Below are 15,445 nucleotides of genomic sequence, written 5' to 3' on the forward strand. Positions count from 1 at the left end.
GTCGTAGGCGACCGTACAATTCGGACCGTGATCCGGACGGGCGAGCGGGGGGCGCGGTGAGCGGTGCCAGGGTGTTGGTGGCGGGGGCGAGCATCGCGGGGCCGGCACTGGCCCATTGGTTGCGGCGGCGGGGAGCCGAGGTGACCGTGGTGGAGCGGGCTCCGGGGTTGCGCCCCGGCGGTCAGGCGGTGGACGCGCGCGGGGTGGCCAAGGAGGTCATCCGGCGGATGGGGCTGGACGCGGCGGTGCGCGCGGCCTGCACCGACACCGTCGGCGCGCACACGGTGGACGTCGACGGGAACGTGCTGGAGACCTACCGCGCTGACGACGACGGCGGCGACGGGCCCATCGCGGACGTCGAGATCCTGCGCGGGGACCTGTCCCGAGTGCTCTACGACGACACCCGCGACGGTGTCGAGTACGTCTTCGGCGACCGGATCGCCGAGCTCGCCCAGGACGCGGACGGGGTCGACGCAACCTTCGCGAGCGGCGAGCGGCGGCGCTTCGACCTGGTGGTCGGGGCAGACGGGTTGCACTCGGCGTTGCGCGCGATGGTCTTCGGACCGCGCGAGCGGTTCCTCCGCCACCTCGGGCTCGTGCTGGCCTTCTGCACCGTGCCCAACGAGTTCGGGATCGACGGCTGGATGATCGACTACCAGGACCGGGCGTCCGGGCGCTCCGCCGGCCTTCGACCGCTCAAGGACGCCACCCGGGCGATGGCGGTGTTCTCCTTCCCCGCAGCCGACTTCGACGTCGACCACCGCGACGTCGAGGGGCAGAAGCGCCTGCTGCGCGAGCAGGTGGCCGGGCTGGGTTGGTTGGCGCCGCGCATCCTCACCCACGTCGACGACAGCCCGGACTTCTACCTCGACCAGGTCGCCCAGGTCGTGATGGACCGCTGGTCGGACGGACGGGTAGGGCTGATCGGGGACGCGGCATTCAGCCCGTCGCCGATGTCCGGCGGGGGCACCGGGCTGGCCCTGGTCGGCGCCTACCTGCTGGCCGGGGAGCTGGCCGCCGCCGGGTGGGACCCCGAAGCCGGGTTCGCGGGCTACGAGGCTCGGATGCGCTCGTTCGTCGAGGCCAACCAGGAGATCGGCCGGATGCACGTGGACAGCCTCGCCGCCGGGCCGGACGCGGAGCCGAGCCCGGAGCCCGACGTGGAGGCGCTGACCGCGCTGGTCGAGCGCGCGATCAACGGTGTCGCACTGCCCGACTACGCAGGGGTGCCGGACTCGGGGGCGACAGCCGCACCGCCGATCAGTTCGCCGGTCAGGCCGTAGGCCACCGCTCCAGCGCAGTGTCGAGGTCGCCCGCGACCGCGCGAAGCCCGAGCGGCCCGGCAACCGCGAACGAAACGTCCGCACATCGGCATGTGCGGACGTTTCGTCGCGGGGGCCGAGGTTCCCGGCTGTTGACGTCCGCTAGTCGCGGACGGTCTTGTAGCGCAGCAGGACCGCACCCGATTTGAAGGTGCGGTTCTCCACCAGTTCCAGCTGCGACCACCTGGTCAGTGACGGGAAGAACGGCGTGCCGCCACCGATCACGACCGGCGTGACCAGCACGTGGAACTCGTCCACGAGTCCGGCTCGGACCAGGGGCGCGGCGAGGGTGGCGCCGCCCACCTCCATCAGGCCGTCGGTCTCGGCCTTGAGCTTCCTGGCGGTCTCGACCACGTCACCCCGTTCCAACCTGGAGTTCCACTCGACCGATTCCAGGGTCCGGGAGAAGACCACCTTCGGCATCTCGAGCCAGAGCCGGGCGTACTCGGCCTCCACCGGGGGCACGTCGGGCGCCTGGCCGGCGGTCGGCCAGTGGGCCGCCATCAGCTCGTACAGCTTGCGCCCGTACAGCGACAGGGCGACCTGCCCGGTCCGGTCGTTCCAGTACCGGTGCAACTCGTCGTCCGGCACGCCCCAGCCGAGGTCGCCGTTCGCGTCGGCGGTGTAGCCGTCCACCGAGACGTTCATGCCGTAGGTCAACGTTCCCATGGCGGTACAGCCTGCCGGAACGCCGATGGCTCATCACGCCGCCACGCCGATCCTCAGCCGGCCACCACGTGCGCGCGGAACGCCCAGGTGACGATCCCGACGCGGTTGCGCGCGCCGACCTTGCCCTGCACCGATGCCAGGTGCGCCTTCACCGACGACACCGAGACCCCCATCGCGGCGGCGATCTCGTTGTTGCCCAGCCCCCGCGCGACGTGGCGCACGACCTCCAGCTCCCGCGGGGTCAGCACGTCGGCGTCGGTGCCCGGGACCGGCGGCACCGACCGCCGGAGCACCCGCGACACGACCCGCGGTGACACGAGGACCTCACCCCGCGCCGCCGACCTGACCGCCTCGACCAGCAGACCGGGACTCGCGTCCTTGGTGAGGAACCCGCACGCGCCCAGGTCCAGCGCCCTGTCCAGCACCTCGTCGTCGTCGAACGTCGTCACCACCACGACATGGGTGTGCGGCGCGAGCCGCCGAGTGACCTCCAGGCCGTCCAGCCCCGGCATCCGCACGTCGACCAGGCAGACCCGCGGCAGCAACTCACGAGCGCGCTGCACCGCGCCGAGCCCGTCCGCGACGTCGGCGACCACGGTCACGTCGGGTTGCGCCTCCAGGATGAGGCGGAAGCCGGCGCGGACCATGGCCTGGTCCTCGGCGATGAGCACGGAGATCACGCGCGCGCCTCCAGCGGCAGCTCGGCCGTGACCAGCCAGCCCTCCCCCGTGGCCCCCGCGAAGAACCGCCCACCCAACTCGCGCACCCGTTCCTCCATCCCGACCAGCCCGAACCCGCCCGAGTGCCCGGGCCTGCCCGTCCCGTTGTCCACAACGGACAACAGCACCGCCGACCCGGAGAGCCGCACGTCCACCTCCACGCCCGTCGCGTCCGGGGCGTGCTTGCGCGTGTTGGTCAACGCCTCCTGCACGATGCGCAACACCGACCGCCCGAGCTCGGGCCGCACCACCGCGGCCAGCTCGATGGTGGTCCGCACCGGCAGCTCCGACGACTCGACGAGCCGGTGCAGGTCGGCGGTGAGATCACTGGTCGCGGCGGGGACACCGTCGTCCCGCAGCGTCCTGACCATCGCGCGCATGGCCTCCATCGCGTCGACGCCCCCGTCGATGACGCCCGGCAGCATCCCGCACGCGGCAGCCTCGTCGCGCTCCGCCACCAGCAGCGCCGCCCGCGCCCGCACCAGCATTCCCGTGACGTGGTGCGCCACCACGTCGTGGAGTTCCCTGGCCATGTCGAGCCGCTCATCGCGCCGGGCCCGGTCCTCCGCCGCCGCGGCGAGCAGCACCCGCGACCGTTCGCGCATCCGGAGCAACACCCCGGTGAAAACCGCGACCACGCCCAACGCCAGGACCAGGCCGACCGCTCCCGCGCGCGACACCGGTCCGTGTTCCCGGACCCAAGCCGCGTGCGCACCGACGAACACCACGGCGACGACGGACGACGATGCGACGAGCACCGGCGCCCTCCACCCCGACGCCACCAGCAATGCCATCCCCGCGACCACCTCGGCCGCGGTCAGCACGGGATGGCCGAACGGACTCGCACCGACACCGGGCCCGTCCAGCAGCACCGCCCGATCGAAGCCGCCGAGCAGCCCGGTCCTGAGGAAGACGCCGGCGCACACCACGACCGTCACGACGACCAGCGTCCGTGTCCGTGCCCACCACGGGCCGCGAGGTTTCCCCACGACGGGATCGTACGCACGCGGAAGAACGGCATGCCTCGACCTTCCCGCCGAGGCGACCGGCCATCAGGTCGGACGACCAAGACTCCTGTGCCGCTCGAAAAGTCATCGCTGCCGGTCAAGCGGCATGTCCGTGCTCGTTGACGATCCAGCCGCAGTCGACGGGACTCCCCGTGGTTCGGCGGAGTGCGGGAACCGGCACTGGTGATCACTCTCAGTCGTCAGTACCGTGCGGTGAGTGGCTAACGCGGCGAGTTCCCCGGGTCCTGTCGAACAGCCGGCGCACACCGATCCGCGCCTCGCCCTGATGGACCACGCGCTGGGCTACCTGTTCCCGGCCGCCTTGCGCGCCGTCGCGGCGTTGGGCGTGGCCGACCACCTCACCGGTGGGGCGCGGCCGATCGCCGAACTGGCCGAGTCGGTCGGCGCCGATCCGCTCAACCTCCGCCGGGTGCTGCGGCTGCTGGCCACCCAGGGGATCTTCGTCGAGGACGACGGCGGTCGGTTCGCGCTCACCCCTTCGGCGGAGCTGCTGCGCACCGACGTGCCGTCGTCGTTCGCCCCAGCGGTCCTGATGATCACCGACAGGTCGTTCTGGCTGCCCGCCGGCGAGCTGGAGGAGGCCGTGCGCACCGGCGCCCCGGCGTTCGAGCGGCTGTTCGGGATGCCCTTCTTCGACCACTTCGCCCGCGACGCCGAGACCGCGGCGGTCTTCCACGCCGGCATGGCGTCGACGTCAGACCCGGAGAACCCCGTCATCGCGCGGTCCTATGACTTCCCGCCGGGCGCCGTGGTCGTGGACCACGGCGGCGGTCACGGTGGCCTGCTGCTGGCCGTGCTGCGCGAACAGCCCGAAGTGCGCGGGGTGCTCTTCGACCAGCCGCACGTGCTCCAAGGGCACCACCTCGGCGAACTCGGCGCGGACCACCGCTGGAGCCTCGTCGCCGGCGACTTCTTCGCCGAGGCGCCGCCCGGTGACGTCTACCTGATCAAGCGCGTCCTGCACGACTGGGACGACGAGCACTGCGTGCGCATCCTCCGGCACTGCCGGCGGGCCGCCTCCGACCGCGGCCGGGTCCTGGTGGTCGACGCGGTGGTCCCGCTCGGCAACGACCCCGACCCGGGCAAGGTCTTCGACCTGCTCATGATGAGCTCGTTCTCCGGGCGGGAGCGCACCCGGGCCGAGTTCGAGTCCCTGTTCGCCGAGGCCGGCCTCCGGCTGACCCGGGTGATCCCGACCGACACCCGGTTGTCGATCATCGAGGGCGTCGCAGCCGGATGAGCGGCCCGTGCGGCAGACCCGCCTGACCACCCCGACCACCCGCCAGGGCCGGGAGCGGCCGGCCGGTCGAGCCGGCCGGCTCAGCCGCTCGCCGTCGGGGCCCACACCACGTCCACCCAGTAGTGGGCGTCCTCCGCGCTCCGGTCGGGGAACCCGGCGCCGTAGCGGTACAGGCCGTTGGGGCCGTCGACGCCGCTCGGCGGCGCGGTGAGCGGTTCGAGGTGGGTCCGCCGGCGGCTGAAGTGGCTGAAGTACTCGACGTCGGTGGAGTAGCGGCCGGTCGGGGTCAGGTAGGACACGACGTAGGTGGTGTTCGCCGCGACCGCGACCGGGGTCGCGAACAGCAGGGTCTGCCAACCGCTCGCGGTCTCGTTGGCGAACGTGCCGGTGGCCAGGCGCTGACCGGTCGGGGTCCACAGGCTGCCGGTGTGCTTGCCGGTGTTGCCGGAGCTCTTGTAGAACCGCACGCCGCGCACGTAGCCGCTCCGGTCGGCACGCCACTTGACGCCCAGCTCCAGCGCGGTGCCGTCGGAGAGTTCGAGTTCCGCGGGCCGGTCGTCGTTGGTCCACATGCCGCACGGGCAGGTCCGCGCCGACGTGGCGGGCGTGGCCGTGACGGGCGCGGAGAGGTTGAGCGAGTCGTCGACCGCGCGCACGCGCAGGCTCGCCGGGCCGGACCGGGCGGGGGTGTAGGTGTAGCTCCACGTGCCGCGCCCCGGCTGCCACACCGCCGGGTGCCAGGCCTCGCCGTCGGTGGAGACCTCGACGCCCGCGACCTGGCCGGCCGCGTCGGCGACCGTGCCGGAGAAGGTGTGGGCGGCGCCGACGGTGGAGAGGGCGGGCACGGTGGTGAGCGCCACGGCGGGCGGCGCGGTGTCGGTGCTCGCGGTGGCCGCCCTGAGGGTGGGCTGGAGCGTCGCGGGCTGCGCGCCCATGTCCGCCAGGAAGTTGACGGTGGCCTGCTGCATCCGCACGTCCGACGTCGGCGTGTTGGTCAGGAAGGCGTGCTCGTCGTCCACGCCCCACGCCCACTGGACCGTGCCCGCGCCGAACACCAGCGAGCCGCCGGGGTGCCGGTAGTAGGTGATCGAGTGGGTCGCCGTCCCCGAGGCGTAGAGGTCACCGTGGTTCTTCAGGAGGTACGCGCCGTCCAGGGCCACGGTCGTCGACGACATCTTCGCCACGCCGGCGGGCTGGAAGCCGTTGTCCGGCACCGCGTTCCACTCGTAGCCGAGGGTGCCGGGCCGGAAGGCGTAGGTGCTGCCGGCCGCCATGCCCTGGAGGTCGGTGTGCCGCCACAGCCGCATCCTGCCGTGCGCTGCGGGCACCTGGAGTCGGTCGTCGCGGCGGCCGTTGACCATGAAGATGTTGCCCAGCAGGGCGTTCTCGGGTCGTCCGCCGTCCTGGGGCGGGCTGTGGCGCGGGTCGCGCCAGGTGCCGGTCCAGTCGTCCAGGCCGTCGCTCTGCGTGCCCTTGGTCTCCTTGTAGGAGGCCAGGGTGCGCCAGTCGGTGCGCGAGGGGTCGATGGACTCCTCCCACCGGGTCTTCCAGAAGACCTCGTTGCCGGTCAGGAACGCCAGGTGCACACCCGCGTCCCGGGCCGCCTCCACGTTCGCGCGCTGCTCCTCCGACCAGTACTCGTCGTGACCGACCGCCATGAACACCCGGTGGTTCCTGATCAGGTGACCGCGACGGGCCGAGTCCACGTCGGTGGTGTAGCTCAGGTCGTAGCCGTTGCGCTCCAGGAACCGCAGCATCGGGTACTCGGCGTTGAAGATGAAGTTCTCCTCGCCGTCGCCGCCGGTGTAGGGCCGGTTGTAGCTCACCTCGTACGCCTGCCCGCCCTGACCCGGGCCGTCGCCGAAGTACAGGCTGTTGCCGCCGTAGCGGTTGTACGCCACCCACGTCGAGTCGGAGGTCTGGAACAGGACCTTCGACGTGCTGCTGTCGTCGCGCACCACGAACACGACCTCGTTCTCCGCGCCGGTGTCGTCGCGCCGCAGCCGCGCGTAGTAGATGCCCGACACCGCGTCGAGCGGCACGGTCCAGCCGACCGACACCGCCCAGTTGCCGCAGTCGATCAGCGCGCTGCCGTCCGTGCCGCGCAGGCACGCCGGCTGGGTCGAGCCGCCGCTGCGCGAGGTCGAGCCGATCAGCCGCGCCCCCGCGCCCCCGTACCAACCGAGCCGGTGGACGTCCACGCGGTAGGCCGTCGCGCCGGTCTTCACCTTGAAGTCGACCCGGCTGCCGGGGGTCGCGCTGATGTCCGTGGTGAAGCCGACGATGGACGGGTCGCGGTAGTCCACCTGCCAGTCGGCCGCACCGGCCTTGGTGTTCTCGCACGCCACCTCGTTGACCACCGGCGCGTCGCACACCGCCGCCGCGGCGGGCCGCGCGTGCACGGGCTCCGGCCGGACGTCGCCGACCGCCACGACGGACGCCGCCGTCAGGACGAGCACCACGAGGGCGCGCATCGGCAACACCCGGGACCCGAGCGGTCTCCCCTGTTGCGCCGACACGATTCCCCCTCGAAGAAGAAAATCCCCCGAAATACCGACAGATGCGTTGCACGCACTGCACCGAACGACACCTGAATCGATGCCGCCGACCGGAAAATTATGCCGGAGAAATCTATCAGAACAGCTCTGACCTGCGACAACACTCTCACTCGTTCGGCCGCCTCCGCCATCACGCAATGACCGCACACCGGCATTGACAACCGGCCTCACGGGCGCAGCCGGACAGCCCTGGCCATTTCGGGATTCGGCTGCCCGGAATAGGCCTTCCGGCCGATCCGCGTCCGTTCCGCCCGGCTACCCGACCCTTCACACGCGGAATCGCCCCTCGCCCCGGCGCCTCGTCCACGCGGGGGTGAGCAGGTCGGACCTGGAGCAGCAGCCGCCGCGGTGTCGTGTTGCGCGAGCTGCGCGCGAGCCGCACCGTGCCCCCGGGGGGGGCGGAGCAGGGTCCACTTGGCCGAGCTGGATGCCGTGCTCAGGGCTTCGGCGATCTCCCGTGGCGGTACGGACCGCCGGGACGCGGGCGGCCCATCGCGCCGCCACTCCGGCCCGACATGTCACGCCCCGAACCTGTCGGCGTTGCCGCCTGGTCGGGGCTACCGTGGGTGCCACGTCGCCGGCCGAGAACCGCACCGTGCGGCAGGCCGGAGGGCGGGACGGCGACTCCGGGGAAATCCAGAGGCGGAGTTGGTGCACCATGGAACAACGCAGGTCGATCGCGACGCACTGGGGCAGTTTCGTCGCCGTGGTCGATTCCGGCCGATTAGTGCGGATCGAGCCGCGGCGCGACGACCCCGCTCCCTCGCCCATCGGTCCCGGGATGGTGACCGCCGCCGACGACAGCGCCCGGGTCTTGCGCCCCGCGGTGCGCAGGGGCTGGCTGAACGGCGAGCCTCGCGCTCACGGCGCGGCCAGGGGCGCGGACGCCTTCGTGGAGGTGAGCTGGGACCAGGCGCTCACGCTGGTGAGCGATGAACTCCGTCGAGTTCGTTCACGGCACGGGGACAGCGCGGTGTTCGGCGGGTCCTACGGTTGGGCGAGCGCGGGCAGGTTCCACAACGCGCAGGGACAGCTCCACCGGTTCCTGGCGCTGGACGGCGGGTACACCGACTCCCGCAACACCTACAGCACCGCGGCGTTGGAGGTCATCCTCCCCCGGGTGATCGGCGGTCATCCGTGGAGCTACCAGAGCCGGATGCCGATGTGGGGCGAGATAGCCGAGAACTGCGAGCTCGTGGTGGCGTTCGGGGGGCTGGCCCTCAAGAACAGCCAGATCAACCCCGGCGGGCTGGCCAGGCACCAGACGCAGGACCTGCAACGGCGGTGCCGCGAGGCCGGGGTGGGGTTCGTGAACATCAGCCCCATCCGCGGTGACGTCGCCGGCTTCCTCGACGCCGAGTGGCTGCCCGTCGTCCCCAACACCGACACCGCCGCGATGCTCGGCATCGCGCACACGATGCTGGTCAACGGGTGGCACGACGAGGACTTCCTCCGCCGGTGCTGCGTCGGGTTCGACCGCTTCGCCTCCTACCTGGTCGGCGACCTCGACGGCATCCGGAAGGACGCCGCCTGGGCGGCGGGGATCACGGGCATCGGTCGTGACGCGATCACCGACCTCGCCCGCCGCCTCACCACCCGGCGTTCCCTCATCATGGTCAACTACGCGGTGCAACGGGCGGACCACGGCGAACAACCGATCTGGATGTCCGTCGTGCTGGCCGCCATGGCGGGCTCGATGGGCCGGCCCGGCGGCGGCTGGGGCGCGGGGTACGCGACGATGGACGCGACGGGTGTCGCCCCGGGCCGTCCTTTCGTGGCGGCGATGCCCGAGGTCCCCAACCCGGTCCCGGATTTCATCCCCGTCGCGAGGATCGCCGATGCCCTGCTGCACCCGGGCGAGGTCATCGACTACGACGGCAGGCGCCTCACGTTGCCCGAGCTCCGCTTGATCTACTGGTGCGGGGGGAACCCGTTCCACCACCACCAGGACCTCCACCGGTTGACCCGCGCCTGGCAGGTCCCCGACACGGTGGTGGTCCACGAAGCCTGGTGGAACACGTCGGCCAAGTTCGCGGACGTCGTGCTCCCGGTCGCCACCAGCCTGGAGCGCGACGACTTCGCCGCCGGCTTCTCCGACCCCCACCTCGTCGCGATGCCCAAGGTCCGCGAGCCGGCGGGCGAGTCGCGCACCGATCACCACATCTTCGCCGCCCTGGCCTCCCGGCTCGGGTTCGAGCGGGAGTTCACGGAGTCGCGCTCGGAGGTCGACTGGGTCCGGCACCTCTACGAGCGGACGAAGGCCGCGCTCGGCGACGATGCCGCCTTGCCGGGCTTCGACGACTTCTGGCGGAACTCCACCGCCGAGCTGCCGGCGTTGACCGGACCGTTCCCCGGCAGTTTCGAGGACCTCCGCTCGGACCCGGGGCGCTTCCCCCTGTCCACGCCGTCTGGGCGGATCGAGGTCTTCTCGGAGGAGATCGACTCGTTCGGCTACGACGACTGCGCCGGGCACCCGAAGTGGTACGAACCGGCGGAGTGGCTCGGCGCCGACCTGTCGGACCGGTTCCCGCTGCACCTGATCTCGAACCAGCCCGCCTCACGCCTGCACAGCCAGTACGACAACGGCGGCCACAGCCTCGCCTCGAAGATCCGCGGCCGCGAGCCGGTGGCGATCAACCCGTCGGACGCCGCGGCGCGCGGCATCGAGAACGGCATGGTCGTGCGCGTCCACAACGACCGGGGCAGCTGCCTCGCGGGCGCGGTCCTGTCGGACGACGTCATGCCCGGCGTCGTGCAACTGTCCACGGGCGCGTGGTGGGACCCGGTCCAGCCGGGCCTGAGCGGAACGCTGGACCGCCACGGCAACCCGAACGCCCTCACCGCGGACCGACCGTGCTCACGCCTGTCCCAAGGACCCAGCGCCAACAGCGCGCTGGTCGACGTCGAGCCCTACGACGGCCCCCTTCCCGACGTGCTCGCCTTCGCACCACCAGACCTCGTGCCACCCGGCTGACGCGTGATGCCGCCGTCTGCGGGCACGACGGCGGCATCACCCGAACGAGTGATTCGATCTCCCCTGTGGTCGCGTCACCCGGGTGTCCCGCGAATGCCTCATTACGTTGCGCGACCATGACTGGAGTTCGGGATCTCAAGTACCGCCAGTGGTTCAAGGGCGCGGACGTCGACGGCGACGGGGTGATCACCCGTCAGGACGTCCGGTTGATGGGCGAGCGCTACATCGCGGCCCGTGGCGCCGCGTCGGGGTCGGAGACCGCCCGCCGGCTGACCGAGGGGTTGGACGCGTTCTGGGCCGGCGTGATCGCGCCGATGGACCAGGACGGTGACGGGGAGGTCGACCTGCGGGAGATGACCGAGGGCTTCCGGCGGGCGCTGGCCGATCCCGACCTGTACCCGCAGCAGGTCGGGCCGGTGGCCGACTGCTACTTCGACCTGGTCGACCTCGACGGGGACGACAGGATCGACCAGGCGGAGTTCGGGGAGATCTTCGGCCGGGCGGGCAACGTGCCCGGGGAGGACTGCGCCGCGGTCTTCCACGCGTTGGACCTGGACGGCTCGGGCGGGCTGAACCGCGCCGAGTTCCACCAGGCTCTCGCGGAGTTCTTCTACGGCGACGACCCGGACGCCCCCGCCGCGCACCTGTTCGGCAGGATCGCCGGCTGACAGGCCGTGCCGCACCGCCCCGGACCTCGGTGGCCCGGGGCCCTGCCGGATACCGCGGCCGCACCGTTCGACAAGCGTGAGCGGTGGTCACTTCTCCGTGCGGTGGCTGGTGATTGCACCCGTTCGGACGATATCCGCGTACTCCTGGGGCTCGTTGGGGGAGGGCAACTCCCACGACGTGAGGACATGACGGATGAGAAGGCTCGGAGCGGGGCTGGCCGCCGCTGCGCTGGTGCTGGCCGGCGGTGCGCCGGCGGGCGCCGTGGACGGCGCCCTGCCCGGCGGGATCGGGATCGCGGTGGACATCGAGACGCCGTTACCCGACACGGTGATCCCCAAGGGCGCCACCACGGTGGTCGGCACGGCGTCGATCGGCACGAAGGCGGCGGCGACGCCGACGTCGCTGGTGTACGTGCTGGACAGCTCCGGCAGCCTCACCCAGAGGGGGTGGGACGCCGAGAAGCAGGCCGTCGGCGACTTCCACCGGCAGGTGGCGCAGCAGCCGTACCCGGGGGTGGGCACCGTCGGCCTGGTCGCGTTCTCCACCGGGGCGCGGGCCGCCTGGACCGGGCCCGCGGCGGGTCCTCGGTTCCACGACGCGCTGGCGGCCCTGCCGTGGCAGGACGGCAGCACCAACTTCACCGCGGGGCTCAGGGCGGGCAACGAGGTCGCGAGCGCGATGCCCGAACCGCGATCGATCATGATCTTCCTGTCCGACGGGCGCGACAACCACACCCTGGAGGACTTCGAGGGCGCGCTGGCCGAGGTGCCCGAGCGGGTGGACGTCCACACCGTGGCCTTCGGCCCGGACGCCACTTGCAGCGGCGGCGCGCGCAGCCTCAAGCGCATGTCGGACGTCACCGGCGGGGCCTGCGTCCAGGCCCCCGACATCCGTGACCTGCCGGCCGCGTTGGGGACGCTGTTCCCCTCCGAGCTGCAACGCCTGACGCTGACCGTGGACGGCGGCCCGGAGCTGCCGATCACCGACATCACCCCGGCCCTGCCCCAGCCCGGCCCCCGCCAGGTCCGCTACACCGTCGAGACCCCGCCGTTGGACGTGGGCGACCACCCCTTGTGCGTCACCGCCCACGGCACCGACCACGTCGGGGCGGGGAAGGTCACCGACTGCACCAACGTGATCATCCTCGAACCCACCACCGGCACCACCCCGACCACCACGACCACCAGCCCGTCCACGAGTGCCACCCCGACCAGCCCCGGCAACCCGCCACCTGCGGCGGCGCTGCCCGGCAACCGCCAGGTCAGCGTCATCCCGCGCGGCGGCGTGGACACCGGTGACGGGACGGCGGCGCCGTGACCGCCCGCAAGCGCGCGATCATCGCCGCCGCCGCGGCCGCGCTGCTGATCGCCGGCCTGCTCACCACGGGCCTGCTCCTGTCACCGGGCGACGACGGCCCGACCGGGCAGGCCGCCGGGCACCCCACCGCCGCGGAACCACCGGCGGTGTCCGCCGCCGCACCGGTCGAGGTGCGCATCCCCGCCCTCGGCGCCCGCTCCAGCCTCATCCCGCTCGGGCTCAACACCGACGGCACCGCCGAGGTCCCGCCGCTGGAGCAACCCCTCCAGGCCGGCTGGTACAAGCACGGCCCCGCACCCGGCGACCCCGGCCCCGCCGTCCTGCTCGGCCACGTCGACGGCCACGGCCGACCCGGCATCTTCCACGACCTCGCGGAGCTGAAGAGCGGCGACCGCGTCGAGGTCACCCGCCACGACGACACCACCGCCACCTTCACCGTCAGCCGGGTCGACCGCGTCGCCAAGGACCACTTCCCCACCGACGCCGTCTACGGCGAGACCACCACCCCGCAACTGCGCCTGATCACCTGCGGCGGCGCCTTCGACCCCGCCACCGGCGACTACCGGGACAACGTCATCGCCTACGCCGACCTCGCCTGAGGCACGGGGCCGCGCCCTGCCGGCGGCGGGGCGCGGCCGGCGAGCCGGCGGCGTCGCGGCGGATTCGTCAGCGCCCCCGTTCCCAGAGGGGGAGGCGGAACGTCGCGTAGGTGAACTTGCCGGTGATCCGCCCCGCGGTGTCGAAGTGGAAGACGTCCAGGCCGTGCCACTGCACGCGGCCGCCGTAGCGGATCCGGGCGAACCACCGCAGCGGTGCGATCGCGCGCCGACCGCGCTCGCCGGTCAGGTCCAGTCGGCACGCCCAGCGGATCGTGGCCCGGCCGCGGGACTCGTCGATCACCTGGTCGTACACGTCGAAGGTCATCGCGCCGTAGCGGCCGGCGAACTGCGGCGCGAACTCCGCCCGGATCGCCGCGAGGCCGCGCAGCTCGGGGCCGTGACCGGGCAGGTAGCGGGCGTCCTCGGCGAAGAAGGACATGACCCGGTCGAGGTCGGGCTCCGGGTCGTTGAAGGCGGACACGAAGGCGTCGATGATCTGGCCGAGGTCGGTGCCGGTGGTCATGAACCTGCCGTTCGGAGCGGTGGTGGGGCGGAATCGGCCCCGATGTTAGAGGAACGGTGTTCTTCTAACAAGGGAACGGCGTTCCGCTAAGCGCGCGACTAGGGTGATGGCCGTCATGGGAGAGGCGTTCCAGCGGGCCAGGCGCCCGGAGCAGAAGACCCAGCGGCGCGAGACGATCCTCGCGACCGCCGCCGAACTCGCGCGGGACTCGGGCGTGGCCAGGGTCAGCCTGGGCGACATCGCCACCGCGGTCGGGCAGGCCAAGTCCAACGTGCTGCGCTACTTCGGCACCCGGGAGGAGATCTACCTCCAGCTCACGATGCGGGAAGGCGCGGACTGGGCGGCCGCCGCGGGCGCCGGGCTGCACGGGGCGAACGGCTCCTCCGCCGTGGCGACCGCGCTCGCCGACGCCTACGCCGACCGCCCGCTGTACTGCGACCTCACCATCCACACCGAGACGATGTTCGAGCACAACGTCTCGATCGAGGCCCTGCGGGCCTACAAGCTGTGGGCCATCGACACCTACTTCACCGTCGGCCGGCAGATCGCCACCGCCTGCCCGGAGCTGACCGACACCGACGGGGCTGCCCTGGTCATGGCGGCCGGCGCGTTCGTCGCGAAGCTGTTCCCGCAGACCCGTCCCCCCCGGGCGCTGCGGCAGCTCTACGACCGCGAACCGGAGATCGCACGGGTGTTCCCGCCGTTCCGCCCGACGCTGCGACGCATGATCACCGCCACCGCGACCGGACTGGCCTCCGCGCGCTGAGCCCCGCCGATCAGCTCGACATCGCGACGAGGACGCGGCGGGCGCCCGTGTACGGCCGTCGACCGTGCGCGGCGCGGACGTTGTCGACCAGCATGAAGTCGCCGGCGGCCCACTCGACGTCGATCGCGAGGGCGAGGCCCCGCTCCCGGACGTGGAGCACGTGCTCGGCCGGGATGGGCTCGCCGTCGGCGAAGGTGACCGACTGCGGGAGCTCCTCCGGCGGCAGGAGCTGCGCCAGTTCGGCGGCGACGTCGTCGCCGAGGGCGGCGGGGTGCCACTGGTCGACCTGGTTGAACCACACCTCCTCCCCCGTCACCGGGTGGACGGTGGTGGCGGGTCGGACCTGGCTGACGCGCAGCCCGCCGTCGTCCTGCCAGGACCAGTCCGCCCCCGTCGTGGCCAGGAACGAGTCGACGTCCGCGCGTTCCCCGGTCTCGAACGTGTCCTGCCAGCTCTTGCCGAGGCCGAACCCGTCGTGGAGGTTCTGGGTGTAGCGGATCCCGCCGCGGAAGGCCTCGCGGACGTCCGGGTCGAGCGCCGCCAGCCACCCGGCGCAGTCCACCACGGGGGTCGCGCCACCGGATTCCGGCGCACGCGCGCAGTAGAACAGCAGGCGGCTGGGCCAGGTGTGGGCGTAGGACAGCTCGCTGTGCATCGAGATGGTGAACTCGGGCGGGTACTCGGTGGAGGTGTAGACGTTGCCGCCGACCTTCGTGCGCGGCGAGTTGCCGTGCACGTAGGCCAACCGGTCCGGCAGCAGGTGGTCCAGGACCGGGGTCAGGGCCGGCTCGGTGACGCCGAACCCGCGGAACACGAGGGTCCCGTGCTCCGCGAGCAGGCGGTCGACGTGGTCGTGGTCGGACAGCAGGTCCTCGACCGGGCCGACGTCGCGGCCGGAGATCTCGTGGGGCTGCCACAGGTCAGTGGGCACGGTCGGTCCTCCTCATCGGTGGTCGCGCCGCGGGGACGGGTCCCCGCGGCGCGGTTCTGGGAAAAGCCGTGGTGCGGTCGTGCGAAGAGCCGTGGTGCGGTCGTGCGTGCCCGGCGGGCGCCGGGGCCGG

At 72.3% G+C, this 15,445-nt stretch carries 13 protein-coding genes; 7 read left to right on the forward strand and 6 right to left on the reverse strand.

Annotation, left to right across the window (positions count from 1 at the left end; translation table 11 throughout):
- Positions 1 to 56: 56 nt before the first annotated feature.
- Positions 57 to 1,283, forward strand: coding sequence for an FAD-dependent monooxygenase (locus ABD223_RS30470; RefSeq protein ID WP_344040059.1), 1,227 nt, complete (start codon positions 57 to 59; stop codon positions 1,281 to 1,283).
- 141 nt (positions 1,284 to 1,424) lie between these two features.
- Here ABD223_RS30470 and ABD223_RS30475 read toward each other — a convergent pair whose 3' ends face one another.
- The 3 genes from ABD223_RS30475 to ABD223_RS30485 are packed head-to-tail and all read right to left on the reverse strand — an operon-like array spanning position 1,425 to position 3,648.
- Positions 1,425 to 1,991, reverse strand: a complete 567-nt coding sequence (locus ABD223_RS30475; RefSeq protein ID WP_344040060.1) for a dihydrofolate reductase family protein — start codon at positions 1,989 to 1,991, stop codon at positions 1,425 to 1,427.
- A 53-nt stretch (positions 1,992 to 2,044) separates the two neighbouring features.
- Entirely contained in the window at positions 2,045 to 2,671 is a 627-nt protein-coding gene (locus ABD223_RS30480) for a response regulator transcription factor (protein WP_344040061.1), read from the reverse strand.
- Positions 2,668 to 3,648 (reverse strand): sensor histidine kinase, encoded by a 981-nt coding sequence (locus ABD223_RS30485; protein WP_344040063.1) that lies wholly within the window; start codon positions 3,646 to 3,648, stop codon positions 2,668 to 2,670. Before ABD223_RS30485 ends, ABD223_RS30480 begins: the two co-directional genes overlap by 4 nt.
- A gap of 355 nt (positions 3,649 to 4,003) precedes the next feature.
- Between ABD223_RS30485 and ABD223_RS30490 the strand changes: the two genes are divergently transcribed.
- A complete protein-coding gene (locus ABD223_RS30490) occupies positions 4,004 to 4,978 on the forward strand; it encodes a methyltransferase (protein ID WP_344040064.1) in 975 nt (324 codons plus the stop codon).
- A gap of 80 nt (positions 4,979 to 5,058) precedes the next feature.
- Here ABD223_RS30490 and ABD223_RS30495 read toward each other — a convergent pair whose 3' ends face one another.
- On the reverse strand, positions 5,059 to 7,452 hold the full coding sequence (locus tag ABD223_RS30495; protein WP_344040065.1) for a N,N-dimethylformamidase beta subunit family domain-containing protein: 2,394 nt from the start codon (positions 7,450 to 7,452) through the stop codon (positions 5,059 to 5,061).
- 742 nt (positions 7,453 to 8,194) lie between these two features.
- Between ABD223_RS30495 and ABD223_RS30500 the strand changes: the two genes are divergently transcribed.
- From ABD223_RS30500 to ABD223_RS30515, 4 genes are all read left to right on the forward strand, one after another.
- Positions 8,195 to 10,510 carry a molybdopterin-dependent oxidoreductase gene (locus ABD223_RS30500; RefSeq protein ID WP_344040066.1) on the forward strand — a complete coding sequence of 772 codons (2,316 nt, stop codon included), beginning with the start codon at positions 8,195 to 8,197 and terminating at the stop codon, positions 10,508 to 10,510.
- Positions 10,511 to 10,626: 116 nt separating this feature from the next.
- A complete protein-coding gene (locus ABD223_RS30505) occupies positions 10,627 to 11,178 on the forward strand; it encodes an EF-hand domain-containing protein (protein WP_344040067.1) in 552 nt (183 codons plus the stop codon).
- A gap of 193 nt (positions 11,179 to 11,371) precedes the next feature.
- Entirely contained in the window at positions 11,372 to 12,496 is a 1,125-nt protein-coding gene (locus ABD223_RS30510; protein WP_344040068.1) for a vWA domain-containing protein, read from the forward strand.
- Entirely contained in the window at positions 12,493 to 13,095 is a 603-nt protein-coding gene (locus ABD223_RS30515; RefSeq protein ID WP_344040069.1) for a class F sortase, read from the forward strand. The genes ABD223_RS30510 and ABD223_RS30515 overlap by 4 nt, the downstream gene beginning before the upstream one ends.
- A 67-nt stretch (positions 13,096 to 13,162) precedes the next feature.
- Here the strand turns inward: ABD223_RS30515 and ABD223_RS30520 are convergent, their stop codons facing one another.
- Positions 13,163 to 13,618: a YybH family protein gene (locus ABD223_RS30520; RefSeq protein ID WP_344040070.1), complete on the reverse strand. Its 456-nt coding sequence runs from the start codon at positions 13,616 to 13,618 to the stop codon at positions 13,163 to 13,165.
- A gap of 106 nt (positions 13,619 to 13,724) precedes the next feature.
- On the opposite strand from ABD223_RS30520, the gene ABD223_RS30525 reads away from it, so the two are divergent.
- A complete protein-coding gene (locus tag ABD223_RS30525; RefSeq protein WP_344040071.1) occupies positions 13,725 to 14,384 on the forward strand; it encodes a TetR/AcrR family transcriptional regulator in 660 nt (219 codons plus the stop codon).
- Positions 14,385 to 14,394: 10 nt separating this feature from the next.
- Here the strand turns inward: ABD223_RS30525 and ABD223_RS30530 are convergent, their stop codons facing one another.
- On the reverse strand, positions 14,395 to 15,315 hold the full coding sequence (locus tag ABD223_RS30530; RefSeq protein ID WP_344040072.1) for a TauD/TfdA family dioxygenase: 921 nt from the start codon (positions 15,313 to 15,315) through the stop codon (positions 14,395 to 14,397).
- Positions 15,316 to 15,445 lie beyond the last annotated feature (130 nt).

This window comes from Saccharothrix xinjiangensis (assembly GCF_039527585.1).
Lineage (GTDB): Bacteria > Actinomycetota > Actinomycetes > Mycobacteriales > Pseudonocardiaceae > Actinosynnema > Actinosynnema xinjiangensis.

Excerpts from the sequence above, each read along its gene's own strand:
- ABD223_RS30475 (WP_344040060.1), bottom strand. The coding sequence starts at position 1,991 with ATGGGAACGTTGACCTACGGCATGAACGTCTCGGTGGACGGCTACACC.
- ABD223_RS30490 (WP_344040064.1), top strand. The coding sequence starts at position 4,004 with ATGGACCACGCGCTGGGCTACCTGTTCCCGGCCGCCTTGCGCGCCGTC.
- ABD223_RS30495 (WP_344040065.1), bottom strand. The coding sequence starts at position 7,452 with ATGCGCGCCCTCGTGGTGCTCGTCCTGACGGCGGCGTCCGTCGTGGCG.
- ABD223_RS30500 (WP_344040066.1), top strand. The coding sequence starts at position 8,195 with ATGGAACAACGCAGGTCGATCGCGACGCACTGGGGCAGTTTCGTCGCC.
- ABD223_RS30505 (WP_344040067.1), top strand. The coding sequence starts at position 10,627 with ATGACTGGAGTTCGGGATCTCAAGTACCGCCAGTGGTTCAAGGGCGCG.
- ABD223_RS30510 (WP_344040068.1), top strand. The coding sequence starts at position 11,372 with ATGAGAAGGCTCGGAGCGGGGCTGGCCGCCGCTGCGCTGGTGCTGGCC.
- ABD223_RS30520 (WP_344040070.1), bottom strand. The coding sequence starts at position 13,618 with ATGACCACCGGCACCGACCTCGGCCAGATCATCGACGCCTTCGTGTCC.
- ABD223_RS30525 (WP_344040071.1), top strand. The coding sequence starts at position 13,725 with ATGGCCGTCATGGGAGAGGCGTTCCAGCGGGCCAGGCGCCCGGAGCAG.